Genomic DNA, 24,093 nt, shown 5'->3' on the forward strand with positions numbered 1-24,093 from the left:
TTCAGAATCTGAATATTTAAAATAACTTTGCAAAAATTTTCTCTTGAAAGATCTACTTCTCATTACTCCGCCTTTCACACAGCTCAACACGCCTTATCCTGCAACAGCTTATATTAAAGGTTTTCTGAATACCAAAAATATTTCCAGCTTTCAGACAGATTTGGGAATTGAGGTCATTTTGGAATTATTTTCGAAAGACGGACTTCAGAAAATTTTTAATCAGGAAATTGATCTTCATACCATTTCAGAAAATGCTCAAAGAATTCACGTTTTAAAAGAAGAATATATCAAAACGATCGATCAGGTTATTGCTTTTTTGCAGGGTAAAACCCCAACATTGGCAAGACAAATCTGTTCGATGAATTTTCTTCCGGAAGCTTCCCGATTCAATCAGCTTGATGATATGGAATTTGCTTTCGGAAATATGGGACTTCAGGACAAAGCCAAACATTTGGCTACTTTGTATTTAGAGGATCTTTCGGATTATATTGTTGAAAATATTGATCCTGATTTTGGATTCAGCCGTTATGCGGAAAGATTAGGAAAAAGTGCCAATTCTTTTGATGAACTTTATTCTAAAATTTGCGGCGAACCTACTTTTATAGATGATTTTACTTTAAAAATTCTTCATGAAAAATTAGAGTTTGTTCAGCCAAAACTGATTTGTTTTTCCATTCCTTTTCCCGGAAATTTATATTCTGCTTTTCGTTGCGCTCAATACATCAAAGAAAATTATCCGCACATTAAAACTGCAATGGGCGGCGGATTTCCGAATACTGAATTAAGGGAATTAAAAGATAAAAGAGTTTTTGAGTTTTTCGATTTTATTACTTTGGACGACGGAGAGCTTCCGATTGAATTACTTTATGAAAATATTTGTCATTCTGAACAAAGTGAAGAATCTCAGTTCAAAAGAACTTTTTTACTTGAAAACGGAGAAGTTACTTATAAAAATAATTCCACAAGACACGATTATAAGCAAGCCGATATCGGAACTCCCGATTATTCTGATTTACAATTGGATCAATATATTTCTGTAATTGAAATTGCCAATCCGATGCACAGTTTGTGGAGTGACGGAAGATGGAATAAGCTCACAATGGCACATGGATGTTATTGGGGTAAATGTACTTTTTGCGATATTTCTTTAGATTATATTAAAATTTACGAACCGATTTCAGCTAAAATTCTGGTTGACAGAATGGAAGAGTTGATCCTTACAACTGGAGAAACAGGATTTCATTTTGTAGATGAAGCGGCTCCTCCTGCATTGATGCGTGAAGTTGCTTTAGAAATCTTAAGAAGAAATTTGGTTGTAACGTGGTGGACGAATATTCGTTTTGAAAAAAGTTTCACCAAAGATCTGTGTTTTCTTTTAAAACTTTCCGGTTGTGTTGCCGTTTCAGGTGGATTGGAAGTTGCAAGTGACCGTCTGCTGAAATTGATTGATAAAGGAATTTCTGTGGAACAGGTTGCTAAAGTGACAAGAAATTTTACAGAAGCCGGAATCATGATCCATGCTTATTTAATGTATGGCTACCCTACCCAGACTATTCAGGAAACCGTAGATTCTTTGGAAATGGTTCGTCAGCTTTTCGAGATGGGAATTTTACAAAGCGGATTCTGGCATCAGTTCGCCATGACGGCTCATTCACCTGTCGGAATTAATCCGGAAGAATTTGGCGTTACTCCGATTAAGCAGGAAATTCTGTTTGCCAACAACGATGTTGATTTTACAGACAGAACCGGAATCGATCATGGAAAGTTCAGCTTTGGTTTGAAAAAATCTCTGTTCAATTATATGCACGGAATCAATTTCGAACTTCCGCTTCAGGAGTGGTTTGATTTTAAAATTCCGAGAACAACCGTTCATCCGGATTATATTCATGACTGTCTTCTGGAAGATGATGATTTTGTTTTTAAAGGAAATTCTAAAGTTCTATTTTTAGCAAAAAACGTAATCGCTGAGAATCGCGTAAAAAATAAAAAGAAATATATTTATACGTATACAAAAATTACGGCGCACTTAAAAACCAATGTTGTAAGTGTAGATTTAGAGCAGGAACACGCAGAATGGCTCATGAAAATGTTTAGTGATTATCCAATTGAAAATTTAAAAAAGCCAACTTTGCAACAATTGAAAACTCAATTCGAAGAAAATTTTGAAGATTTTGAATTATTCTGGTTTTCTAAACCGATGCAACAGTTGAAAGAGAATGGAGTGATTTTGAGTTTGTAGATTTTAAAAAATATTTCAGACCTGTTATATTTAAGCACAAAAGACAATGTTAAAGCGAATTTCATTAATAATCAAAGCGCTTAAAAGAATAAAAATCAAAGATTTTTAAAAACTATGGTGAGCTTTTTCATTTATAATGATTAACTTTAAATAAAAGTTTAGTCATCTTTTGTGACTTTTACGGTTAAATAAAAAGTTTAAACAGACTCTACTTAAAAAATTTCTAATCGGAAAAAATTGAATAGGAAATAGAAAAAGCTTCAAGATAATTTGAAGTTTTTTTAAGTTTGGCTAAAGCCAATTGAATTTTATTAAACTAAACGGGCTAAAGCCCGTTCCTATTGATGATTTTACTTTTGAACACCGTCTTTTGTGACTTCACCCACAATTACTTTTTCCTGAATTTTTATAAAGTTGGGATCGATAATGGCCATTCTTTCGGCAATGGCTTTGTAGGTAGGGAATTTTAAAAGAGATGCTCTTCCGGACATTTCGCGGTACAGAGTAAAGGTTTTCCCTCCCGCAGATTTAATCTGTTTTGTTGTTGTGATGTATTTTCCGATGTATTTGCTGTTGGCATCATAAATTTCAATATCAACAAATGTTTTATCTGTAACCGTGTCATCGGAACCAAAACTTGCCGGTAAATTGGTAAAATAACCCACTGGTTTTCCATTACTTAAAATTTCGCCTACATTATTGACGGTAATATTTAATTTATCAATTTTAGTTCGGATGGTATAAGCATCTTTTGTTTTGGTATCAAGCTTCCTTTTAGGTGAATTTTTAAAAAGCTCGTCTAGGTTTTTGATGTTGATCCCTCTTTCATCAATGATCTTCAGACTTTTAACACAAGTGTAAGCTGCCGATTTTTCTTCCCCAGAAAATGCAGATGGCGAAATATAGTCCAGATCGAGCGTTTTGTCCTGATTATAAATTCTTTTAAGCTTAATATAACTGTCGCGTACAGAATCCACTACACTTTTATCTACAAATTCTATGGTATAAATCGGAGTTTCTTTAAGATCCATAAAAGTATATATTCCTCCTTTATAAGACAGTTTTGCGACATGAATTCCTTCAAGATCCACAATTCCTCTTTTAATTTTAACCGTCTGCGCATTGAAAAGCAACCCGAAAACTGAAAATAAAATAATTAAAAATCCCTTCATAAAACCAAATTCATACAAAAATAAAAAAAGTGTAACGAATTGTTACACTTTCTTGAAAATATATTTAGCTTTTCATTTAATTATTCACAAAGGATAATTCCTTTATTATGATTAAATTCTACAACACCGCTTTTGATAGGGTAAGAGAAAACTGAATCTTTCTCATTCTCTTTCGTAAAGTATTTTGAATAGGCTTCATCGATAGATTTAGCATACAATTTTACTTTACCACCGATTAAAGAAGAAACGATTCCTGCGTGGTTTTGCATGATGTGGAATTCACCATTTTTTCCAGGCAGTAATACTGAGTCTACTTCTCCTTCAAAAACTACGTATTCTGGTGTTAAAATTTTTATATTCATTTTTATGAAATTATAGATTATAGATTTTAAATTATAAATTATTGAAATTCAATCTAAAATCTAAAATTCAACATTTAAAATTTCTTAAGCGTTATCAGCTAACATTTTTTGTCCTGCTTCGATTGCTTCTTCAATGGTTCCTTTAAGGTTGAAAGCAGCTTCCGGCAAGTGATCCAATTCACCATCAATGATCATGTTGAATCCTTTGATGGTATCTTTGATGTCTACCAAAGATCCAGGAATACCTGTAAACTGTTCTGCTACGTGGAAAGGCTGAGAAAGGAATCTCTGAACTTTTCTTGCACGGTAAACAACAGATTTGTCTTCTTCAGAAAGTTCTTCCATACCAAGGATCGCGATGATATCCTGAAGCGCTTTGTATCTCTGAAGAATTTCTTTTACTCTCTGTGCACAGTTATAATGTTCTTCCCCGATAATCTCAGGAGCCAGGATTCTTGAAGTAGAAGCCAATGGATCTACCGCAGGATAAATACCCAATGAAGCAATTTTTCTGTCTAGTACCGTTGTAGCATCCAAGTGAGCAAACGTAGTTGCAGGAGCCGGGTCAGTTAAGTCATCCGCAGGTACGTAAACCGCCTGTACTGAAGTAATTGAACCATTTTTAGTTGAAGTAATTCTTTCCTGCATTGCTCCCATCTCAGAAGCTAGTGTCGGTTGGTAACCTACCGCAGATGGCATACGACCTAAAAGTGCAGATACCTCAGAACCAGCCTGTGTAAAACGGAAGATATTGTCTACGAAGAAAAGTACGTCTCTACCCTGTCCGCTTTCTCCACCGTCTCTGTAGTACTCAGCTAATGTAAGACCGGAAAGTGCTACTCTCGCTCTTGCACCAGGTGGCTCGTTCATCTGTCCGAAAACGAATGCTGCTTTAGAATCTTTCATTACTTCTAAATCTACTTTAGAAAGATCCCAACCTCCGTTTTCCATAGAATGCATGAAATCTTCACCATACTTGATGATTCCAGATTCCAACATCTCTCTCAAAAGGTCATTTCCTTCTCTCGTTCTTTCACCTACTCCGGCAAAAACAGAAAGACCTCCGTGTCCTTTTGCAATATTGTTAATCAACTCCTGAATCAATACGGTTTTACCTACACCTGCACCACCGAACAAACCAATTTTACCTCCTTTTGCATAAGGCTCGATAAGGTCGATTACTTTGATACCAGTAAATAAAACTTCTGCAGAAGTTGAAAGCTGATCAAATTTTGGAGCTGGTCTGTGAATTGGCAGACCACCTTCGTTAGATATATTTTGAAGTCCGTCGATAGCATCACCAACAACGTTGAATAGTCTTCCGTTTACAGCCTCACCGATTGGCATCATAATAGGATTTCCGTATCCGATTACGTCCTGCCCTCTTTTAAGACCGTCAGTAGCGTCCATTGCGATACATCTTACTGTATCTTCGCCAATATGCTGTTCTACCTCTAAAACTACTTTTTCACCGTTTTCTTTTGTAATTTCTAACGCATCATAGATCGCTGGAACAGATTCCACATCACTGAAGACAACGTCGATTACCGGACCAATAATTTGAGAAATTTTACCTTTAATTTGGTTTGCCATTGCTAAATTTTTTCTTGGTGCAAATATAATGATTCTTGATAAACCTGCAATTGGTAAAAAACAGATTTTTATCATACTTTTTTATAAGTCTAACAATCTATGAATTTAGCAATATACCAATAAGTATAGATTAAAATATTGGCAAACTGTTATATTGATACTTTGTTACATAATTTCCTATATTTGCAGTCAAAATTTTTCCGGTTTGAAAGTTTTCAAAAATTTTAAAGATTATACCTCTCAGAAGCCATTAGCACTGTCTTTGGGAATGTTCGACGGGGTTCATCTTGGGCATAAAAGTATTATTGATGAATTAATTAACGTAGGTTCACAGAACGATCTGGAAACTGCCGTTCTTACTTTTTGGCCACATCCGAGATTTGTTTTTAATCCTGATGAAAATCTCAAACTCCTCAATACGTTGGAAGAAAAGAAATTTTTGATGAAAAAATACAACATTGAAAATTTATTTCTAAAAGAATTTGATGAAGAATTCAGAAATTTAACCGGAGAAGAATTTGTCCGCCAGATTTTAATTGAAAAACTGAATGTAAAATATCTGATCATCGGTTACGATCATTCTTTCGGGAAAAATAAAAGCGGCAATTTCGAACTGCTTCAGAAACTTTCCAGGGAACTGAATTTTGAAGTTGAACAGATGGAAGCCATTAATATTCACGAGAATAACATCAGTTCTACGAAAATCCGCAATGCACTTTCAGCAGGAAATATTAAGGAAGCCAATGAAATGTTGGGATACTCCTACTCTGTTTCCGGAACGGTGGTTCACGGAAAGAAGATCGGAAGAACAATAGGTTATCCTACCGCCAATATCGAAACGGAATCCATTAAACTTTTGCCTAAAAAAGGAGCTTATATTGTTGAAGTTTTTGTGAAAAATAAGCAGTATAAAGGAATGTTGAGCGTTGGAACCAACCCGACCGTAAATGGCGAGAAACTTACTGTGGAAGTTTATATCCTTGATTTTGAAGGAGATATTTATGATGAAGAAATTACCGTAAAATTCAGAGATTTTCTTCACGATGAAATTAAATTTGAAGGGCTTGAAAAATTAATTGAAAGATTAGACGATGATAAAAGATTAACGGAAGAATTTCTGTTTTAAAATAAAAAAAATGCTTACAGATTTTGTAAGCATTTTCTCTATTTATTATTTATAACCCAGAATCTGGTTATCTGCATTAATTGCTTCTTCCACAAACTTTTTGAATTCAGGATATTGCGATGCTTTAATATTATCCCAAGGTGTATCTGCCGTTCTTGTAATTTTCAGTTTATTATTTTTCTGCAATTCATAGGTAATTGAATATTTAAAATTATTGTAAGCCAGCGTTTTATTTTCAGGAATTTCAATAAACTTCATGCTTTCAGGAATATTCAGATATATTTCTTCATGATATTTGTTTTCCTTTTCGTATTTTGTATACTGAATATCGGTCGTCCTTTTTTCCGTTGCCACTATTTCTTTTGTAAAAGGTTTGGAAGCAAATGGAATCTTCATAATCTTCAGACTTCCAACAGACTGCGGTTTGTCTTTAATATTGAACTGAACTTCATACGCAAGAGGTTTTGCTGTAAGATCTTTTCCTTCAATAAGTTTTACATTTTTAACGCTGATTACTTTATCCAATGTTGAACCAAATATTTCTTCCATATTTTTTTTACGGGACTCATCAGTCTGCGAATCCTGAAAGAAATCGTTGTAATAACTTTTGGCTTCTCCCATCACAAATTGTTTGGTAATGAAACTCTGGTCATCTCCATTTACGCTTACTTCACTTATTGTTCTGAATACTGCTTTAGAATTATTATCAACCGGAATTTCAATGAGATCCGCAGATCCCGTCGTTTTATCTGTATTTATGACAAGTCCTTTTGCTTTATAATTTCCTTTCACTGTAGAATTGAACGGCAGAAACTTATCCGTCATTTCAAGGAACGTTTCTTTACCGTCTAAATTTACTTTAACAATACAGTGATTGAAACTTAAATTGGGAAGAATAAGACGCTGCACAGAATTATCATTGGTCTGAACCAAAACCAGATTAGATTTCAAACCTGCCTGATTTCCAAGAATAACAAACAATGTCGAAAGGTCTTTACAGTCTCCCAATTTTGTAGCTAACGTTTTGGATGGTTTTTGCGGAATATAACCGCTTTGCCTAAAATCTACAGAGCTGTATGTTACATTTTTTTCGATGTAATTATAAATTTTCTCAGCCTTTTCCGTTTCCGTAAGACCGGAAGTTCCACCCGGAAAAATTTCTTTAAAAGCTTTTTCAACAACTTTATCAGAAACCAGACTCTTTTTGGTAAGATCCGCATACCAATTGGCAATTTCCTGCCATGTTTTAATTGAGTTTACTGTTACAGAGATTGTTGCATCATAATAACTTGGCCCGTAATATTCATCAAAATTAACTTCCTCCAGATTATCCAGCTTCCATGTCTGGTATAATTTTCCTGCTATCTTTTTCTTCGTTGAAGCAACTTCTCTGTTGTTACTTTTTACCTGATAATTTATATTTTCCGGAGTAATTACCGTAAAAATAGATTCTGTAACAGGATATTCTGAATTAAAATAGGAACTTAGATTAAAATCTTTATAAAACCTTCCGCTGTTTCTTTCCAGACTTTCTTTCTGGATTAAAATAACATCTCCTACTGCAAGATTTGTAAAAACAATCTGTTCCGATGATTTTTCACCCGGAATAATGCTTCCGTCGGGCTTTACGATTTCAGATTTCAATACATCATCATAATAATTGATTCCGTATTCTTTCAGTTCTTCAATTCCGCTTTCGGAAGTAATTTCATAAGCATAGGTGCTTCTTTTTTTGAAACCGCCTTCAGGATAAACATTTACGATGTATTCGTCCAAAAGCGTTGTTACTCCTTTTTTACCTTTTGCCGATTTTGCTCTTCTGTCTTTCACCAATTTGTAAAGATCCTTAATGCTTACCTGATCGATCTCGTCCTGTGTCTGGTCAAGATCCCGCACAAGTTTATGCATCTGCTCATTTTCCGTATTATGGCTCAGAGAAAGTTTTGCAAGTTGTATGGCTTCGCTTTTTTTGTTAAGCTTTGCAAGATATTCAGCTTTTGCAGCCAGTAAAGTGTAAGAATAAGGGAAGTTTGCCAAAGCATCTTCAAGTTCAGTTCCATATTCAGGATTCTGAAAATTATCATCCAAAAGATCAATATACTGTGTTCTGAAAGAATTCATGGAAGGATATAATTCAATATACTTTTTCAGAATTTTCTTTTGATCTTCCACTCTATTCGCATTCTGATACATGCTGAAAAGTGTATTCATCACATCGGGACTGCTTTTTTGGGCTAAAATTTCCTCAAACTTTTTAATGGTTGTACTCTGGTCTTTTTTGTCGATATCCTCCAGAGTTGTGAAAATGGTAAAAAACTTTTCGTTATTGGCAAAGCTTTTTTTAAGATTTGCAATATGGGTTTTTGCTTTATCCATATCACGGTTTCTCATGGCAATAACGACATCGAAGAATTCGCCGATTGACTTGGCTTTTGTTTTATTTAAAATATCCCTGCTTTTTTCAAGCTCCTGAATAGACATATTCTGAAACTTTTCTCCATCCATCATTTTCAGAAGCGGAACAAGAAAATACTCAGAGTCATTAATTTCAATGTTTTTAAAAACCTCATTCACCTTTTCCTTATCTTCAATATTCAAATAATAGGCAGTTAAAAGTCCCTGAATTAAAGATGCTTTAGGATATGTTTTTAACAGATCATCAATAATTTCTTTTGCCTGATCATTCTGATGGTTATTAAGGTAACCCGTTGCCAATAAATATTTATAAAAAAAGCTCTTAGGATTCTGTACTACTTTTTCTTTCAGCTCTTTTTCAAATCTCAACGGCAGTTCTTTTGCCTGCAACTGTGAGGCCGTACTTTTCTGGTACTCTTTATAAGTATTAAAATACTTCAGATCATTTATTTTCTGAAAATTTTCATTAAAAGGAACTACCATAAAAGCATTTTTAGTTTCTTTCATGTCAAACTTCAGCAAAATCCTGTTCATTCCTTTCGGGAGTGTAACTTCTACCAGATGTGATCCCAGATTGGAATAACCTTCGCTTGTGCTTGACAAAACTTCCGCATCATTTATAAATAGTCTGAATTCTGCATTGGTATCAACTTCAAAAAGAATCTTTCTTTCTGAAGGATTTTCTATAAAGCTCTGCGCATAAACAATTCCTCTTCCGTACTCAGTTTCATTGGTAAAAAATTCGAAACCGTCATTTGTGGGGAATTTTCTGTTGTACCAACCTACGTTTCCAAAGCTGTTGGCATTGAAAAGCTTATCGTTTTTGGCATACGTTTCAGGTTCATACTCATTGTAAAGACCGCTTCCGTTTAGATTTTCAAATACGCCTGCAAACTGCCATTTATCAATTCTTCCGATTTTGGTAAGGTATTCATCTGCGCTTTTAGGATTTTTTCTCAGTCTGTCGAGTGTTGATTTATATTCAATTACAGAATTATTCTGTCCATAGATCGGATCCTGAGCAAGAAAATCTATTTTTTTATATGAATTGTCATCAAGCCCGTTTGTATCCGTATCCCCTATCACAAAACTTTTTTTGTAGATCGGGTAAAGATAAAATTCATCTACTTTAAGATTTGCCAGATTTTTAACGAAAGTATCGTCAAAAATCATCTCGCCCATTTCTTCATTTATTAAAGCATCAAGAAAAAGATTTTCAAAGTCTTTATTTTTCTCTGCTTTTAAATTTTTATCGTAAAAGTTTCTTGCTTCTTCTCTCTTATTATTAAGTAAAAGTTCCCAGGTTTTAGTTTGATCCTTAGACTGTGCAAATGCACTCACTGATAAGAAGTAGACAGCGGAAATTAATATTTTCCTCATGTTTTCGATTTAGTTTTATAATGGATTAGTAATTGTGTTTTGAGTTTTTTTGGTTAAAGATTTAAAAACCAGATCATAAGACTGGTCTATAAGTTTTATTATAAGATCTCTTTTTAAACCATCTACCAGAACGGAATTCCAGTGTGTTTTATTCATATGGAATGCACCTGTAATTTGGGGATGTCTTTCGCGAAGTTCTGCACTCCATTCCGGATCTGTTTTTACGTTAATCTGAAGCGGCTGTTTTTCCAGAGGCATCAGCAAAAACATTTTATCGCCTACTTTCAGAACGAGGGTTTCATTATCAAAAGGAAAGGTTTCGGTAACACCCTTCTTAGCAAGACAATAATCTAAAATTTCATTTGTGTCCATCCTTATTTAATTAGATTAAAAATTAAAACATCAATATTATTAAAATTTTGTAAATTTAGTAGGCAAATTCTTCAATTATTAATCAAAAATTATATGCTCTATGAAAGCTTTAGTTATCGGCGCAACAGGTGCTACAGGAAAAGACCTTGTAAATCAGTTACTTCAGGATAAAGATTTTGAAGAAGTAAATATTTTTGTGAGAAAACCTCTTGACATTCAAAATGATAAACTTAAAGTGCATGTTGTAAATTTTGAAAAACCTGAAGAATGGAAAGGTGAAGTAAAAGGTGATGTTGCATTTTCCTGTCTCGGAACGACTCTAAAGGCCGCCGGAAGCAAGGAAGAACAGAGAAAAGTAGATTTTGATTATCAGTACGAATTTGCAAAAGCTGCCAAAGAAAATAATGTAGACGATTACATTTTGGTTTCTGCTTACGGAGCGAATCCCAAATCTAAAATTTTCTATTCCAAAATGAAGGGAGAATTGGAAGATGCTGTAAAACAGCTTCATTTCAATAAAATAACCATTTTCAAACCGGGAATGCTGGAAAGAAAAGATTCTGACAGAACTGGAGAAGTTTTGGGAAGCCGTATTATAAAATTTGCCAATAAACTAGGACTGCTGGAAAGTCAGAAACCTTTACCGACTGATGTTTTGGCGAAGGCAATGATTAATTCTTCCAAGATTAAAAGCAATGGCTATTCAAGCATAAAACTGGGGAATATTTTCTGTTTTGCGAAAAAGAGCAATGATTAACTTTTGATTTCGACTCCATTTAACTATATTTTAACCAAATAGAGTCGAATAAATTTTTTAATCAGTTATACAAATTAACCAAACTCTGAATTTAACTTTTTTCTGATTTCCGGAACTATCACTTTATCTTTTACCTTATCATAAGTTTTTTGAGCTTTTTTGATAAGTTTTTCGTCATTTTTACTTTTGCCTACTTTTATCAGTGCAAGAGCATATAAAGAAAGATATCCGTCATCTTTTTTATATGTTGGGTAAACGTCTTCAAGGTACGGTAAAGCTACATCGTAGTTTTCTTTTAAGGTGTACAACATTCCGTACATATAAATAAGATCATCTTTAACTTTTCCTGAAGTATTGTATAAATTTTCGGCTTGCTTCAGATTTTTTAACCCATTATCATAGTCTCCCATGACAATAGAAGTATTACCAATTCCGTAATAGCCTTCAGGATTCTCGGGGAAATATTTTATCATTTCCTCATACTTTTGTCTAGCCTTATCCACCTTTCCGAATTTCATAAATTCTATGGCTAAATTCTGTTTAAAAATCGGAGCTTTATTTTGAGCAAGGCTATCTGCAACGTAATATAAAGTTAGTGCTTCTTTGTGCATTTCCTGCAATCTGAAAAAATATCCAGCCATAAAATAAGCATCACAGTATTTAGGATCTTTTTCTACTATTTTCAAAAGTAGTGCCGTGACTCCTCCATAATACTGAGGGTATTTTAATCCTAAAAAAGCAGTCTCAAAGCCTTTCTTAGAATCTGCATGTTCCGGCGTGCAGTAATTCATTTTGCCGGAAAAATAAAAATCCTGTGAAAATGTTTTAACTGAAAAAATCAAAATAAAAATGGTTAGTAGTTTTTTCATAAATTTTAAAATAAAAAAGTGGATCAAAATCCACTTTACAAAAATATATTTTTTTGATGTTATTTCAAATACTTCGTAATCGCTTCGTCCGTTGGTTTTGTTGTACTTACGAAAGAATCAATCAGTTTTCCGTTTTCATCTACCAAAAATTTAGTAAAATTCCAAAGGATGGTTGTATTTTTTACTCCGTTCAGGTCTTTTTCCGTTAAATATTGGAAGATTGGAGCTGTGTCGCTTCCTTTTACTGAAACTTTGGCAGCCATCGGGAATGTTACACCGTAATTTTTCTGGCAGAAAGCTCCGATTTCTTTATTGCTTCCCGGTTCCTGACCTCCGAAATTGTTGGCAGGAAATCCTACCACCACCAATTTGTCTTTATATTCTTCAGCAACTTTTTCAAGATCAGCATATTGAGGAGTAAATCCGCATTCTGAAGCAGTATTTACAATAAGGATTTTCTTTCCTTTAAAATCTGCAAAATTAATCTGCTTTCCTTCTTCCAAGGCATCAACCTTGAAGTCGTATATTGATTTTCCCATAAGTTCTTTGGTTTTGGCTTTAGATTCTTCACTTTTTTTCTGAGCGCAGCTGTTGAAGAATGCAACGACTGACAAGAACATTAAAAATAACTTTTTCATAACTAAATTTTATTATCTGATTTAAAATTTAAATGTATTGGCAGGAAATACTTTATTAATATCAATCCTGTTGATGAGCATTACATAATCTCCGTCTTTTTTTGCACTGGAAGATTCTATTCTGAAAGGCATGGATAAATTTCCGACTTTTTTATAATCTGAATACGATAAAGTTTCATCTTTTTTCACTTCTTTCAGCAACATATAGTTTTTTGTGTCGAAATAATAGATGTTTTTGTTAACGTTTTTCGTTAATTCCACTTTATGACAGTAAATATTTCCTACCACTTCTTTGCCTAAATATTTCGCTTCAAATCCTTTATTTTCCCAGTCTATAAAATCATTGTCGAAACTTTCCGCTACATATCCTGCATATTCCTGAACTTTATTGGTCGCATAATTCATTGCATATCCTTTTGATCCGTCGTAGCCTTCAATGGCTGTATCTTTTCCGCTAATGGTAATGACGGTTTTGGTAAGATTCGGACGCTGCTGATAAATTTTGATAGGATATTCGTCCTTGATTCCCAGAATAACTCTTCCCTGCAGCAATACTGAATTTAATAGTTTCCAATTGGTTAATCCTCCGGATAATTCAATGTTTTTATCAATAATTTCTTTGGCGGTCTGCGCAAAAAAGGACTGTGAAATAATCAGGACGAATACTAAAAGTAACTTCTTCATTAATTTTATTTTATCAATTCAAATATAAGGCTTTTTTAATTTGAAAAATTGAAAATGAAACAATTTGAAAATGTGAATTACATCACGTTTTTAAATTAATCTTCTTGCTTTTTCAAGATCTTCCGGCGTATCTATTCCTACGCCAACGAAATTGGTTTCTATCATCTTGATTTTCATACCATATTCGAGATAGCGGATGCATTCTATCTTTTCTGAAATCTCCAAAGGTTTCATTTCCAGTTTTGAGAACTGGATCAAAGCGTGCTTTCTGAAGGCATAGACCCCAATATGTTTGAAATAATCAACATTATACGAAATTTCACGATGGAACGGAATCACAGAACGGCTGAAATACAATGCGAAACCATTGTTGTCGGTAATTACTTTCACGTTATTCGGATTTTCAATCTCTTCTTTTTCAGTGAGTTTTATTTTCAATGAAGCCAAAGAAATCTCGTGATCGTCATCCTGATGAAAAACTTCAATTAATTGTTGTAAAGGTTCTAATTTTAAAAAAGGTTCATCTCCCTGAACATTGATCACAATATCACAGTCGATATTCTGCACCGCTTCGGCAATACGGTCGCTTCCGGTTTCATGTTGACCGGTCATTACGGCTTTTCCACCATTCTGAATGATTTCATCAAAAATAATTTCAGAATCTGTTGCCACAAAAACTTCATCAAACAGACCTGTTTCTACAACATTCTGATAAGTGGTTGTGATAACGGTTTTATCTCCAAGCAATTGCATCAGTTTCGCCGGAAAACGGCTTGCTTCGTAACGTGCGGGAATAACTGCGATAATTTTCATTGAAAAGATAATAATGAGTTTAATTTAAATAATTAGCTAAAAAAATAATTCCATAGATCCATGAAATGTAAAGAAACGAATAAAAAAATCCGAAACCGAAACTTTTCAAAAGATTTCCTCTGCAATGTTTTGAATTTTTAAATACTAACCGCAAAGCACGGAAAAAAATCCAGTACAGCATGGCTGCAAACAGCAAAATGACAACCCAGAAAAAGACGCCTAGAATATACAGAAGAAAAGTAAAAAGAACGGTAATAATCAACCACAAAATAATTGAAAGAATAATTCCCCCTATTCCATCGCCGACATCAGGCGGATCGAATTCAAACCCATCCAGTAAGGGCATTTTATCTGCTGCCGTCTTTACTCTTTTTTTATTCAGAATATTTCCCACATTTTATTTAAGCTTCAAGCCAAAATACAAACCTAAACTTATAAAAAGAAAAAAGGCAACGGCTAAAATTGAAGTTGATAAAATAGAGTTCTGAAACAAAGATCTGTGAGAACCAACTCCGGAAATCCAGACACTTAAAACCACTAAAATAACAATTCCTAATGTGGAATAGCTCAAAAATTGAGTTTCGAGAAAGTATCTTTTAGGTAATCTCATTAAGGCTATAAGTCAAAAAAAGCTTCGCAAAGTATATTCACGAAGCTATTTATTATATTTAATATTTTATTTTAAAGCATTCAAAGCATTTTCCAGTTTTGGCATCATCACTTCAATTTCATCGATTGCCAAACCTCCTACAGAAGCTCTGAACCAAGGTTCTGATTTTTCTTCTCCGAAAGCAGAGAACGGAACCAAAGCAACACCTGCTTCATTGATTAAATAGAATACGAGATCAGAAGAGTTTTCAATCACCGCTCCGTCCGGTTTTGTTTTTCCTATATAATCTAATTTAATGGTAAGATAAAGTGCTCCCATCGGCTCGATGCTGTCTACAGAAAGACCTTTTTCTTTTAGATTCTGAATTCCGCCGTGAAGAACTTTCAGGCTTGCTTCCAATTTACCTTTAAAATCTTCAACAAATTCATTTACGTCCTCAGGATTTTCGTAATATTTTGCCGTTGCTTCCTGTTCTGGTTTTGGTGCCCAAGCTCCAACGTGCGTTAAAAGAGCTTTCATTTTGTCCATGATATGAACCGGACCAAATCCCCATCCTACACGAACTCCTGTTGCGGCAAGACATTTTGAAATACCGTCGATATACACCGTAAATTCTTTCATTTCAGGGAAAAGGGAAACCGGATCTACGTGTTCTGCCCCAAAAGTAAGGTTAGAATAAATCTGATCGTACATTAAGTATAAAGGCTTTTCGTCTTCACCTCTTTTTTTGTTTTCCGCTAAAACCAGTTCGCAGATTTCAGAAAGCTGATCTTTTGTAAACATGGTTCCGGTAGGATTCAAAGGTGAACAAAGTGCCAATAAAACGGCTCCTTCCAGATGTGGTCTAAGATCATCCGCAGTCGGAAGGAAATTGTTTTCAGGAGTGGTTTTTACTTCTACGGCATTGGCAGAAGTAAGGTAAGCGTAATGATTATTGTTCCAGGACGGAATCGGATACACTACTTTATCCCCTTCGTCCACGATTGTTTTGTACACTGCATAGATCAAAGGTCTTGAACCTGCCGTAATTAAAATATCGTTGGGAGAATAATCTAAATTCCATCTGGTTTTTAAATCTTTGGAAACTTCTTTTCTTAAAGATAAAAGTCCGTTTGCAGGCGGATAATTTGTCAGATTATTCTGATATGCTTTCTGAATTTCTTCCTTCAATTTTGCCGGAATCGGATAAATATTAGAATTTAAATCACCAATCGTAAGATTCGCGATTTCTGCTCCTTTTGCCTTTAAATCATTTACTTCATTACCAATTTTTACAATTTCAGAACCAATCAGGTTCGCCGCTAATTTTGAAACTTTCACTTTTACTTTTATTTAATTATTATAATATAACAATCCAGCAATGTATTCATCTAACAATAATTGGATACAGCTCAATGACACATTGCTGCATTTAATTTAACTGAGTTGCAGATCGTTTTTAACCTGATTAATTTTTTCGTCTAAAGATTTTAATTTGTCTCTGAAATCTGCTTCAGACGTAATAGAATCTTTTACAGAAATATAAAATTTAATCTTCGGTTCTGTTCCGGAAGGTCTTACGCAGACTTTGGTTCCGTCCTGAGTGTAATAAATCAATACATTCGATTTCGGAATGTCGTTAATTACGACTTTTTCTCCTTTCGAAACAATGAAGTTGGTCTGTTCTTTAAAATCCTTCACTTCTTCTACCGGAGAACCAGCCAATTCTTTTGGAGGATTTTCACGGAAGTTTTTCATCATATTCTGGATTTCTTCCGCTCCGTCTCTTCCTTTTCTTACCAGATTTACCAATCCTTCGTAATACATTCCCAGTTCCTGATAAATTTCGATCATGTATTGGTACATTGTTCTTCCGTTGGCTTTACACCACGCTGCAATTTCGCAGGCTAAAACGATACTTCCGCAAGAATCTTTATCACGTACGAAATCTCCCGTCATGAATCCGAAACTTTCTTCGCCCCCGCAAACGAATTTTTCTTTGCCTTCGAAATCACGGATCATTTTTCCGATCCATTTGAATCCAGTTAATCCAACTTTGCAGTCAACACCGAATTTCTGTGCAATATCAAAGAAAATATCTGAAGTTACAATGGTAGAACCGATGAATTCTTTTCCCGTGATTCTTTCCTGCTTTCTCCATTCGTTTAAAATATAATACGTAAGGATCGTATTGGTCTGGTTTCCATTTAACAATTCAATTTCACCGTCAAGATTTCTTACCGCAATTCCCAGTCTGTCACCATCCGGATCTGTTCCGATCACGATGTCTGCATTGGTAATTTTTGCCAGATCCATTGCCATTTCCAAAGCGGCTGGTTCTTCAGGATTCGGAGAGTCTACCGTTGGGAAATTTCCGCTTGGGATCATTTGTTCTCTTACCAGATCAATTTTTTTGAAACCTGCTTTTTCCAATGCCTTCGGAACGGTTGTATAAGTTGTTCCGTGGATGGATGTGAAAACGATGTTTAAATTTTCTTTTCCAACATTCTGATAGGTAGAATTTTCGATACATGCATCAATATACACATCATCCTGCTCTTCCCCGATCCATTCGATTAAATCATCATTTCCGTTGAATTTAATTTCTTCGAATTTTACAGAATAAACTTCATTGATGATTGCTTCATCGTGTGGCGGAACAATCTGCGCACCGTCGTTCCAGTACACTTTATAACCGTTGTATTCGGGCGGATTATGGGAAGCTGTTAAAACAATTCCTCCATTACATTTTTTATTTCTTACCGTAAAGGATAATTCCGGAGTCGGTCTGTGATCCTTGAAAAGCAATACTTTAATTCCGTTTGCCGTTAAAACATCAGCCACCAGTTTTCCGAATTCTTTCGAGTTATTTCTTACATCATAAGCAATTGCTACTTTAATTTCTTCTCCCTGAAACTGCTTTAACATATAATTTGCAAGCCCCTGTGTTGCCTGACCTAATGTATATTTATTTAAGCGGTTGGTTCCGACACCCATAATTCCCCTCATTCCTCCTGTTCCGAACTCCAGTTCTCTGTAAAAAGAGTCTTCCAGATCAGGCGAATTGCTGTCGATTAATTCCTGAACAGCCTTTCTTGTTTCCTCATCAAACGTTTCGCCCAACCAAAGTTTTGCTTTTTCTAATGTTGTCATATTTGTATTTTCTAATTTTTGTAAAGTTCCGGTTTAATTTCTTTGTTTTATCGTTTCAGCATTTGTCATTTCGACGAAGGAAAAATCTGTTTATAAAAGATTCTTCATTTCATGCAAAATGACAAGCACTTATTTATAAATTATTTGTCTCAATTTTTAAATTTGGCAGTCTTTCTTTCAAAGCATTTAATTTCAATTGCAAATCATTTAATTCAAAAACAAAATCTCCAAAAATCTCTTTGCTGATCTCAAAGCTTATTGTTGTAAAACCCTCAGAATTATCCGTTTTAATAATTTCCTTCGATACTGTTTTTCCTTTTTTAAAAATAAAATGACCTTCTTGCCTGCTGAAAATTGTCTTGAGTTCGCATTTTTCAGAGACAGCATTAATTATTGCCATTCCAACCCGACAAAATTCATCACCTACTTCCAAATGCTTCTTTTCATTGCTACATGCGCCGATTTTGGTCATAATACATTCTGCTCTAGTTAAATCGCGAGATTTTTCTAAGGACATTCCTGCATTATATTCAATTTTTAATGAGTTTCCTACAGCATTAATTATAATTTCACTGCAATTTTCATCAAAATATTCATCAATAGCGTGACATAAAGATCCAAATACAAGAGCATTTAAATTATTTTCTTTAAAACAGTCTTCAAAATACATTTTAGGACGAAGTCTTACATGCTCCATTCCTTCTAAGCTTTGAATACTATTCGCTGTGTATTTTTTTTCTTCCAACTTACTTCTCAATCCAATTTCTTATTCTCCACTCTTGTACTTTTATCAATTTTAAAAGCCCTAATCGGATCATTATAATACACAAATTTTGCCGTATTCTGAATATGTCCTTTCAATGAGTCTTTTACATTAACTTCGGCATAATTTCCATTTTTAGAGTCGATATTCAAGTTTTCAATTTTCCAGTAAGGAGCGATTAAACTTGCTGTATCAGATACTTTAATGACAGCATCTTTGGTTTGCCCCAGAAAATTGGCTCTGCTTCGGTTCATCATTTCCACTTCTGCCCTTCTTGTATTTACCGAACCCATAAAAGTAGCATAATTTTTTAAATTCAGCTTAAAATTATCGGTTTTAATTTCGCTCGAAATATTCATTTCTACAGAATCTGAAGCGGTTACTTTTTCCAGATTGTATTTTGAATAGATCGTTACATTATAAAAATCTACGCCTTTTGTTCCTCGTTTTTCTCTGATGGTTAAGGTTTTATCCTTTACATCCACATCAAGATTATCGGCAACATTCGGATAGGTTTCAATTTCTATAAAATTTTTGTTTCCTCTTGCATAAAACACACGGAATTTTCCTTCCAGATCGAGATTTACAAATTCTGAAACATCTACGTCCTTCCTTTCAATATTCCCTTTCGGGGAAACTTTTCCGCAGGAAACCGCAGAAGCCATTATGATGATTAAAAATATTTTTTTCATTTTAAATTATAGGAATTTTTCAATAAACAACATCACGGCAAGGATCTCTGAAAGAACTAATATATAAAATACAAGAAGTCTCCAGGCAAGTCCTGCCCATGAATAATTTTTCCTGAATGCATTAATGTAAGCAAATGCAGGAAAGAAAACAAATGCAGTTTCCAAAACCCGGTCAATACCATCAGAAATTCCTGAAAGAGGCTTGTAAGTTCCCATGATACTGATGAGATCATCGGTGAGAAAAAAAACAAGAATCCCTATTAAACTCACCGTAGCAATTACAAAATGCTCTGCAAGATTAAACTTTATTTTTCTGAATACGATCCATGCATTACAGGCAAGAACAGGTATTAAAAACAATAAGGTTGCTTTGGAATATTTTGAAAAAAAATCTATGGTTTTGGAATCTTCTGCCTGTAGATCTATTTTAGCTGTATTAATAAACAGATGAAAGGCAATAACGTTAAACCCAAAAAGAATAAGCAGCAGTGAAATAAAATTGTAATACCTTATTCTTTTTCCACTAATGTAGTTGGTTGCCGTTATTCCGGGTCTTATTAAAATTTCTTTCAACGTATTCAAAAACCTTGCTTCTACATGCCATATAGAGCCTAAAACATCATTTTTAATGAATAAAAGCGGGGTTATTCTTGCCGTGTCAGATTTCTGTCCGCAATGAGCACAATACTCATCGGAAACCGAATGACCACAGTTCAAACAACGTTTTTTATTCATATTTAATGATTAAATATATTGTTTTTTCCGTTAAATTACTTCGTCAATATTATAATTTTTATGTTCTCTGTTGGTTCTGATAATCATTTCACCTAAAAATCCTGCAACGAAAAGCAAGGTTCCCATAATCATCATGGTTAAAGCGATAAAAAACCACGGATTATTGGTAATTAAATGACCATAAATTCCTCTTGCCACATCAATCAGCTTCGAAACTCCCAGCCAAAGTGCAGAAAGAAAACCTACGATAAACATTAAAGTTCCCACCGCTCCGAAGAAATGCATCGGTCTACCCCCGAAACGACTTACAAACCAAAGCGTTACCAGATCCAGAAATCCTCTGATGAATCTTTCTGTTCCGAATTTTGAAGTTCCGTAAGGTCTCGCCTGATGCTGTACTTCTTTTTCCGTAATTCTTCTGAATCCTGCATTGGCGGCCAGAACAGGAATGTAACGGTGCATATCTCCGTAAACATCAATGGATTTTACGACCTGCTTTTTGTAAGCTTTCAGTCCGCAGTTGAAATCGTGAAGATAAACACCGGAGACTTTTCTAGCTGCAGCATTGAATAGTTTCGACGGTACGTTTTTCGTCATTACATTATCGAAACGCTTCTTTTTCCAGCCGGAAACAATGTCGTAATTATCCTGAACAACCATATTGTACAGTTCAGGGATTTCTTCCGGAAAATCCTGTAAATCAGCATCCATGGTAATGATGACATCGCCGTTTGTTCTTTCAAAAGCAGCGTGAAGCGCCTGAGATTTTCCGTAATTTTTAGAAAATTTAATTCCGTGGATCTGAGGATGCTGTACTTTCAGATTCTCGATAATGCTCCACGAAAGATCCGTACTTCCATCGTCCACAAACCAGATTTCATAAGATAAACTGTTTGATTTACAAACACGATCAATCCTCGAAAAAAGCTCTTCCAGTGAGGCTTCCTCATTCAGTAACGGAATAACTATAGATAAATTCATTTAATTTTAATAAAAAATTATTCTTGGTTTTGTTCTTCCTGATAGATTGTTTTTGTTCTGAAAAACGCTCCGAAAAACACTGACAAAACTACGTAAAATATAAGAATTGCCGCAAAATATCCTGAAAAATGACTTGCAGTAAGCATATCTTTTCCTTTCACCGCCTCCGGAGAGAAACTCGGAAGCCTTTCTTTGTACTTTTTATCCAGTTCATCAATATCTTTCTGGTGCTTTAAAACTTTTCTTGCGGAATAATATTCTTTATCCATTTCCGCTTTCTGTCTTGTCACATACTGATAATTCAGCAGCTTTTTTGCGTCTGTATCCACAAAATTTAAGAAAGCATAAATGCTGAAAATGGATAAAATTCCCCCGATAAACATGGGAACGAAAGCTCTATTGAATGCTTGTTTGAAGCTCACCGTTTTGTGGCTGCTCCAGTACGATTTCACCGACCAGAATGCGGCTCCCGCATACAGAATCGGTAAAACGAAAGCATTGGCTTTCAGTGAAATATCAAAATAATTAACTCCTGAAAAGAAGTAATACACCACGAAAAAAACAATCATCGTAGCGCCAAACAGTAAAATTCCTAATGTGGAAGGGCTCTTCGTCATATCTAATTTTTTTGAAAATTTTTGAAAAATTATTGGTCTGAATTTCAGCAAACTACCTCTGTAAGCCAATTTTTTCCATTAATTTTCTTTAATAAAGTTTTGAGTTTTGCAAAATATTCCTACCTTTGCAACGGCAAGTCCTAAACAACCAGCTCCTGAGAATCCTCCAGGGTGGGAACGCAGCAAAGGTAATTGGTCGTAGCGGTGTGATTTAGGTAGCTTGCCATTTTTTATTGGTTTAAGTTGAAGAGAGGTAATTGGATAATTATCTTTTTTTGTTTTTATATACTTCAACATTTTGATTCCTGTTTTCAAATTACCTCCCAACATTTATTTAAAATTCGAACGTCTCTCCCAGTTTTGGTAAAACAAGTTCTACATTTTTATCTTCAAAATGCTTTAATGCACTTTCATGATTAATTTCAATAGCAGGGAAAGTATCAAAATGACATCCGATTACTTTTGGAGTTTTTAATAATTCTGCTGCTGCAAATGCTGCCTTTCTCGGGCACATTGTGTAGTGACTTCCGATCGGAAGGATAGAAAGGTCTAAATTACCGTATAACCTTGGAAACAGCTCCATATCTGCCATTACTCCGGTGTCTCCTGCCATATAAAGATTTTTACCCTCAGGAAGCCTGAAAATATAGCCTACAGGAACGCCGCCATAGCTTCCGTCCGGAAACGAACTTGTATGATGAGCCGGAACCATAGAAATTTTAAGATCATCGATTTTTGCTGACCCTCCTAAGTTGACATCGTCTGTATTTTTTGCATTTTTGAAATATCCGCAGATTTCAGGAACAGCAATGACGGTTGCTTCAGGATGATGCTGTAAAACTTCTTCCACATCCGCAATGTGATCTCCATGAGCGTGAGTCAATAAAATATAATCGATTTTCTGTGCTGAAATATCGAATCCTGATTCTGCTTTTTTATAGTTATAGAATGGATCTGATAAGATTGTTTTGTCTTTGTACGTGAACAAAAAGCAATTTTGTCCTAAGTATTGTATTTTCATAATTTTAATATTTTAAAATTTTTACTTTAAATATTTATAGCATCAATTTTTTAATGAATAATGCTGTTGAAATTCATAAGATGCTTCGACAAGCTCAGCATGACAATGCTGTATTATACAAGTTCTGTTGAATTTTTAATTAAATAAATTAAGTCCTGCTGCGGTAAGAGCCGCAATCATAAAGGTCATGATTCCTACCTGTTTCAGGAAAGGATCCAGTTCTCTCGGATTTTTTACGGCCATAATCTTTCTTCTTATTTTCATTAAAGGAATCATTAAGATCATGACAATAAACACTTTGTAATTCTGAGTCTGGAAAAAACCATTGACTCCTAAGAACAACAAAATTAAAATCAGAGGAAGCTGCAAAAGAATCATTTCATAAATCATTGCATTTTTGAAGCCGATCCTCAGTGCAAAACTGTTTTTCCCTGATTGTTTATCGCTTTCAATGTCTCTCATATTGTTCAGGTTCAGAACAGCCATGCTCATCATTCCGATTGCGGTTCCGGGCAACAACATATCCCAGCTGAACGATTTGGTAAACAGGAAATAACTTCCGCAGACAGAAACAAGACCGAAGAAAATAAATACAAAAATATCTCCCAATCCCATGTATCCGTAAGGTTTTTTACCCACCGTATAACCAATTGCCGCTAAAATGCTCATGATTCCCAAACCGATGAATATGTAAAATTCATTCATATAATCGGGAATAAACGCCACATATAAAAGGGCAACTGTCGCTACAAAAGATAAAACGGAGAAAAGAATAACTGCATTTCTCATCTGTTTTGCCGTAATTTTTCCTGAGGCTACTGCTCTTGCTTCTGCTTCTGTCGCTCTTTTAGCATCGGTTCCTTTTATTCCGTCTCCGTAATCATTGGCGTAGTTTGAAAGGATCTGATATAATAAAGTTACAACTAATGCCAAAGCAAAAATTCTCCAGTCCCAGATTCCGCCTTCACCATAAAGCCTCCATTTTGCAATGAAAGCTCCCATAATAATTCCGCTGAGCGACAACGGCAACGTTCTAAGCCTTGCGGCTTTTATCCAATCTTTCATAATGTATAAGTAATGAGTAATTGGGAATAAGTAATGTTCTTATTGCCAATTACTTAT

23 protein-coding genes and 1 other RNA gene are annotated in these 24,093 nt (G+C 34.7%); 4 read left to right on the forward strand and 20 right to left on the reverse strand.

Annotated features, from left to right (window positions below; genetic code table 11):
• The first annotated feature begins 43 nt into the window (after positions 1 to 43).
• Positions 44 to 2,239, forward strand: a complete 2,196-nt coding sequence (locus tag PFY09_RS02835) for a B12-binding domain-containing radical SAM protein (protein WP_271161348.1) — start codon at positions 44 to 46, stop codon at positions 2,237 to 2,239.
• 350 nt (positions 2,240 to 2,589) lie between these two features.
• On the opposite strand, the gene PFY09_RS02840 is transcribed toward PFY09_RS02835, so the two are convergent.
• The 3 genes from PFY09_RS02840 to atpD form a co-directional block, all read right to left on the reverse strand.
• Positions 2,590 to 3,411: a hypothetical protein gene (locus PFY09_RS02840; RefSeq protein WP_271161349.1), complete on the reverse strand. Its 822-nt coding sequence runs from the start codon at positions 3,409 to 3,411 to the stop codon at positions 2,590 to 2,592.
• Between the two features lie 80 nt (positions 3,412 to 3,491).
• Positions 3,492 to 3,773: a FoF1 ATP synthase subunit delta/epsilon gene (locus PFY09_RS02845; protein ID WP_076390168.1), complete on the reverse strand. Its 282-nt coding sequence runs from the start codon at positions 3,771 to 3,773 to the stop codon at positions 3,492 to 3,494.
• Positions 3,774 to 3,857: 84 nt separating this feature from the next.
• Entirely contained in the window at positions 3,858 to 5,366 is a 1,509-nt protein-coding gene (atpD, locus tag PFY09_RS02850) for a F0F1 ATP synthase subunit beta (RefSeq protein WP_076390167.1), read from the reverse strand.
• A gap of 205 nt (positions 5,367 to 5,571) precedes the next feature.
• On the opposite strand from atpD, the gene PFY09_RS02855 reads away from it, so the two are divergent.
• The gene (locus tag PFY09_RS02855; protein ID WP_271161350.1) at positions 5,572 to 6,492 is read left to right on the forward strand and encodes a bifunctional riboflavin kinase/FAD synthetase; all 921 of its coding nucleotides are present in this window, start codon (positions 5,572 to 5,574) and stop codon (positions 6,490 to 6,492) included.
• A 45-nt stretch (positions 6,493 to 6,537) separates the two neighbouring features.
• Here PFY09_RS02855 and PFY09_RS02860 read toward each other — a convergent pair whose 3' ends face one another.
• Positions 6,538 to 10,287, reverse strand: coding sequence for a transglutaminase domain-containing protein (locus PFY09_RS02860; protein WP_271161351.1), 3,750 nt, complete (start codon positions 10,285 to 10,287; stop codon positions 6,538 to 6,540).
• A 15-nt stretch (positions 10,288 to 10,302) separates the two neighbouring features.
• Positions 10,303 to 10,659: an MmcQ/YjbR family DNA-binding protein gene (locus tag PFY09_RS02865; RefSeq protein WP_076390164.1), complete on the reverse strand. Its 357-nt coding sequence runs from the start codon at positions 10,657 to 10,659 to the stop codon at positions 10,303 to 10,305.
• 100 nt (positions 10,660 to 10,759) lie between these two features.
• Here PFY09_RS02865 and PFY09_RS02870 point away from each other — a divergent pair, with 100 nt between their 5' ends.
• Positions 10,760 to 11,416 carry an NAD(P)H-binding protein gene (locus PFY09_RS02870; RefSeq protein WP_271161352.1) on the forward strand — a complete coding sequence of 219 codons (657 nt, stop codon included), beginning with the start codon at positions 10,760 to 10,762 and terminating at the stop codon, positions 11,414 to 11,416.
• Between the two features lie 74 nt (positions 11,417 to 11,490).
• Here the strand turns inward: PFY09_RS02870 and PFY09_RS02875 are convergent, their stop codons facing one another.
• The 13 genes from PFY09_RS02875 to PFY09_RS02935 all read right to left on the reverse strand — a co-directional run bounded on the left by PFY09_RS02875 (position 11,491) and on the right by PFY09_RS02935 (position 21,950).
• Positions 11,491 to 12,285: a tetratricopeptide repeat protein gene (locus PFY09_RS02875; protein WP_076390162.1), complete on the reverse strand. Its 795-nt coding sequence runs from the start codon at positions 12,283 to 12,285 to the stop codon at positions 11,491 to 11,493.
• Positions 12,286 to 12,344: 59 nt separating this feature from the next.
• Positions 12,345 to 12,923 carry a glutathione peroxidase gene (locus PFY09_RS02880; protein WP_076390161.1) on the reverse strand — a complete coding sequence of 193 codons (579 nt, stop codon included), beginning with the start codon at positions 12,921 to 12,923 and terminating at the stop codon, positions 12,345 to 12,347.
• 21 nt (positions 12,924 to 12,944) lie between these two features.
• Complete coding sequence (locus PFY09_RS02885) at positions 12,945 to 13,607, reverse strand: histidine kinase (protein WP_076390160.1); 663 nt, start codon at positions 13,605 to 13,607, stop codon at positions 12,945 to 12,947.
• Positions 13,608 to 13,697: 90 nt separating this feature from the next.
• Positions 13,698 to 14,420, reverse strand: coding sequence for a 3-deoxy-manno-octulosonate cytidylyltransferase (gene kdsB, locus PFY09_RS02890; RefSeq protein WP_271161353.1), 723 nt, complete (start codon positions 14,418 to 14,420; stop codon positions 13,698 to 13,700).
• Between the two features lie 19 nt (positions 14,421 to 14,439).
• Positions 14,440 to 14,814 carry a hypothetical protein gene (locus PFY09_RS02895; protein ID WP_271161354.1) on the reverse strand — a complete coding sequence of 125 codons (375 nt, stop codon included), beginning with the start codon at positions 14,812 to 14,814 and terminating at the stop codon, positions 14,440 to 14,442.
• 3 nt (positions 14,815 to 14,817) lie between these two features.
• Positions 14,818 to 14,991 carry a hypothetical protein gene (locus PFY09_RS02900; RefSeq protein ID WP_271161355.1) on the reverse strand — a complete coding sequence of 58 codons (174 nt, stop codon included), beginning with the start codon at positions 14,989 to 14,991 and terminating at the stop codon, positions 14,818 to 14,820.
• 105 nt (positions 14,992 to 15,096) lie between these two features.
• Positions 15,097 to 16,350: a pyridoxal phosphate-dependent aminotransferase gene (locus PFY09_RS02905; RefSeq protein WP_256037844.1), complete on the reverse strand. Its 1,254-nt coding sequence runs from the start codon at positions 16,348 to 16,350 to the stop codon at positions 15,097 to 15,099.
• A gap of 96 nt (positions 16,351 to 16,446) precedes the next feature.
• On the reverse strand, positions 16,447 to 18,162 hold the full coding sequence (locus tag PFY09_RS02910; protein ID WP_271161356.1) for a phospho-sugar mutase: 1,716 nt from the start codon (positions 18,160 to 18,162) through the stop codon (positions 16,447 to 16,449).
• A gap of 133 nt (positions 18,163 to 18,295) precedes the next feature.
• Positions 18,296 to 18,907: a DNA topoisomerase IV subunit B family protein gene (locus tag PFY09_RS02915; protein ID WP_271161357.1), complete on the reverse strand. Its 612-nt coding sequence runs from the start codon at positions 18,905 to 18,907 to the stop codon at positions 18,296 to 18,298.
• A gap of 8 nt (positions 18,908 to 18,915) precedes the next feature.
• Positions 18,916 to 19,617 (reverse strand): GIN domain-containing protein, encoded by a 702-nt coding sequence (locus PFY09_RS02920; protein ID WP_271161358.1) that lies wholly within the window; start codon positions 19,615 to 19,617, stop codon positions 18,916 to 18,918.
• A 6-nt stretch (positions 19,618 to 19,623) separates the two neighbouring features.
• Positions 19,624 to 20,352 (reverse strand): DUF3667 domain-containing protein, encoded by a 729-nt coding sequence (locus tag PFY09_RS02925; protein ID WP_271161359.1) that lies wholly within the window; start codon positions 20,350 to 20,352, stop codon positions 19,624 to 19,626.
• Between the two features lie 30 nt (positions 20,353 to 20,382).
• Positions 20,383 to 21,333: a glycosyltransferase family 2 protein gene (locus PFY09_RS02930; RefSeq protein ID WP_108410648.1), complete on the reverse strand. Its 951-nt coding sequence runs from the start codon at positions 21,331 to 21,333 to the stop codon at positions 20,383 to 20,385.
• 17 nt (positions 21,334 to 21,350) lie between these two features.
• Positions 21,351 to 21,950, reverse strand: a complete 600-nt coding sequence (locus PFY09_RS02935; protein ID WP_268054056.1) for a DUF4199 domain-containing protein — start codon at positions 21,948 to 21,950, stop codon at positions 21,351 to 21,353.
• Between the two features lie 131 nt (positions 21,951 to 22,081).
• Here PFY09_RS02935 and ffs point away from each other — a divergent pair.
• Positions 22,082 to 22,179, forward strand: an RNA gene (ffs, locus tag PFY09_RS02940) — signal recognition particle sRNA small type.
• 105 nt (positions 22,180 to 22,284) lie between these two features.
• On the opposite strand, the gene PFY09_RS02945 is transcribed toward ffs, so the two are convergent.
• Entirely contained in the window at positions 22,285 to 22,971 is a 687-nt protein-coding gene (locus tag PFY09_RS02945) for a metal-dependent hydrolase (RefSeq protein WP_271161360.1), read from the reverse strand.
• Between the two features lie 135 nt (positions 22,972 to 23,106).
• Positions 23,107 to 24,036 carry a 1,4-dihydroxy-2-naphthoate octaprenyltransferase gene (menA, locus tag PFY09_RS02950; RefSeq protein WP_271161361.1) on the reverse strand — a complete coding sequence of 310 codons (930 nt, stop codon included), beginning with the start codon at positions 24,034 to 24,036 and terminating at the stop codon, positions 23,107 to 23,109.
• Positions 24,037 to 24,093 lie beyond the last annotated feature (57 nt).

The sequence above is a fragment of the Chryseobacterium gambrini genome (assembly GCF_027920505.1).
In the GTDB taxonomy this organism is placed as follows: domain Bacteria; phylum Bacteroidota; class Bacteroidia; order Flavobacteriales; family Weeksellaceae; genus Chryseobacterium; species Chryseobacterium gambrini.

Excerpts from the sequence above, each read along its gene's own strand:
- PFY09_RS02945 (WP_271161360.1), bottom strand. The coding sequence starts at position 22,971 with ATGAAAATACAATACTTAGGACAAAATTGCTTTTTGTTCACGTACAAA.
- PFY09_RS02865 (WP_076390164.1), bottom strand. The coding sequence starts at position 10,659 with ATGGACACAAATGAAATTTTAGATTATTGTCTTGCTAAGAAGGGTGTT.
- PFY09_RS02885 (WP_076390160.1), bottom strand. The coding sequence starts at position 13,607 with ATGAAGAAGTTACTTTTAGTATTCGTCCTGATTATTTCACAGTCCTTT.
- PFY09_RS02840 (WP_271161349.1), bottom strand. The coding sequence starts at position 3,411 with ATGAAGGGATTTTTAATTATTTTATTTTCAGTTTTCGGGTTGCTTTTC.
- PFY09_RS02845 (WP_076390168.1), bottom strand. The coding sequence starts at position 3,773 with ATGAATATAAAAATTTTAACACCAGAATACGTAGTTTTTGAAGGAGAA.
- PFY09_RS02925 (WP_271161359.1), bottom strand. The coding sequence starts at position 20,352 with ATGAATAAAAAACGTTGTTTGAACTGTGGTCATTCGGTTTCCGATGAG.
- PFY09_RS02920 (WP_271161358.1), bottom strand. The coding sequence starts at position 19,617 with ATGAAAAAAATATTTTTAATCATCATAATGGCTTCTGCGGTTTCCTGC.
- PFY09_RS02875 (WP_076390162.1), bottom strand. The coding sequence starts at position 12,285 with ATGAAAAAACTACTAACCATTTTTATTTTGATTTTTTCAGTTAAAACA.
- atpD (WP_076390167.1), bottom strand. The coding sequence starts at position 5,366 with ATGGCAAACCAAATTAAAGGTAAAATTTCTCAAATTATTGGTCCGGTA.
- kdsB (WP_271161353.1), bottom strand. The coding sequence starts at position 14,420 with ATGAAAATTATCGCAGTTATTCCCGCACGTTACGAAGCAAGCCGTTTT.
- PFY09_RS02880 (WP_076390161.1), bottom strand. The coding sequence starts at position 12,923 with ATGAAAAAGTTATTTTTAATGTTCTTGTCAGTCGTTGCATTCTTCAAC.
- PFY09_RS02870 (WP_271161352.1), top strand. The coding sequence starts at position 10,760 with ATGAAAGCTTTAGTTATCGGCGCAACAGGTGCTACAGGAAAAGACCTT.
- PFY09_RS02910 (WP_271161356.1), bottom strand. The coding sequence starts at position 18,162 with ATGACAACATTAGAAAAAGCAAAACTTTGGTTGGGCGAAACGTTTGAT.
- PFY09_RS02860 (WP_271161351.1), bottom strand. The coding sequence starts at position 10,287 with ATGAGGAAAATATTAATTTCCGCTGTCTACTTCTTATCAGTGAGTGCA.
- PFY09_RS02930 (WP_108410648.1), bottom strand. The coding sequence starts at position 21,333 with ATGAATTTATCTATAGTTATTCCGTTACTGAATGAGGAAGCCTCACTG.
- menA (WP_271161361.1), bottom strand. The coding sequence starts at position 24,036 with ATGAAAGATTGGATAAAAGCCGCAAGGCTTAGAACGTTGCCGTTGTCG.
- PFY09_RS02935 (WP_268054056.1), bottom strand. The coding sequence starts at position 21,950 with ATGACGAAGAGCCCTTCCACATTAGGAATTTTACTGTTTGGCGCTACG.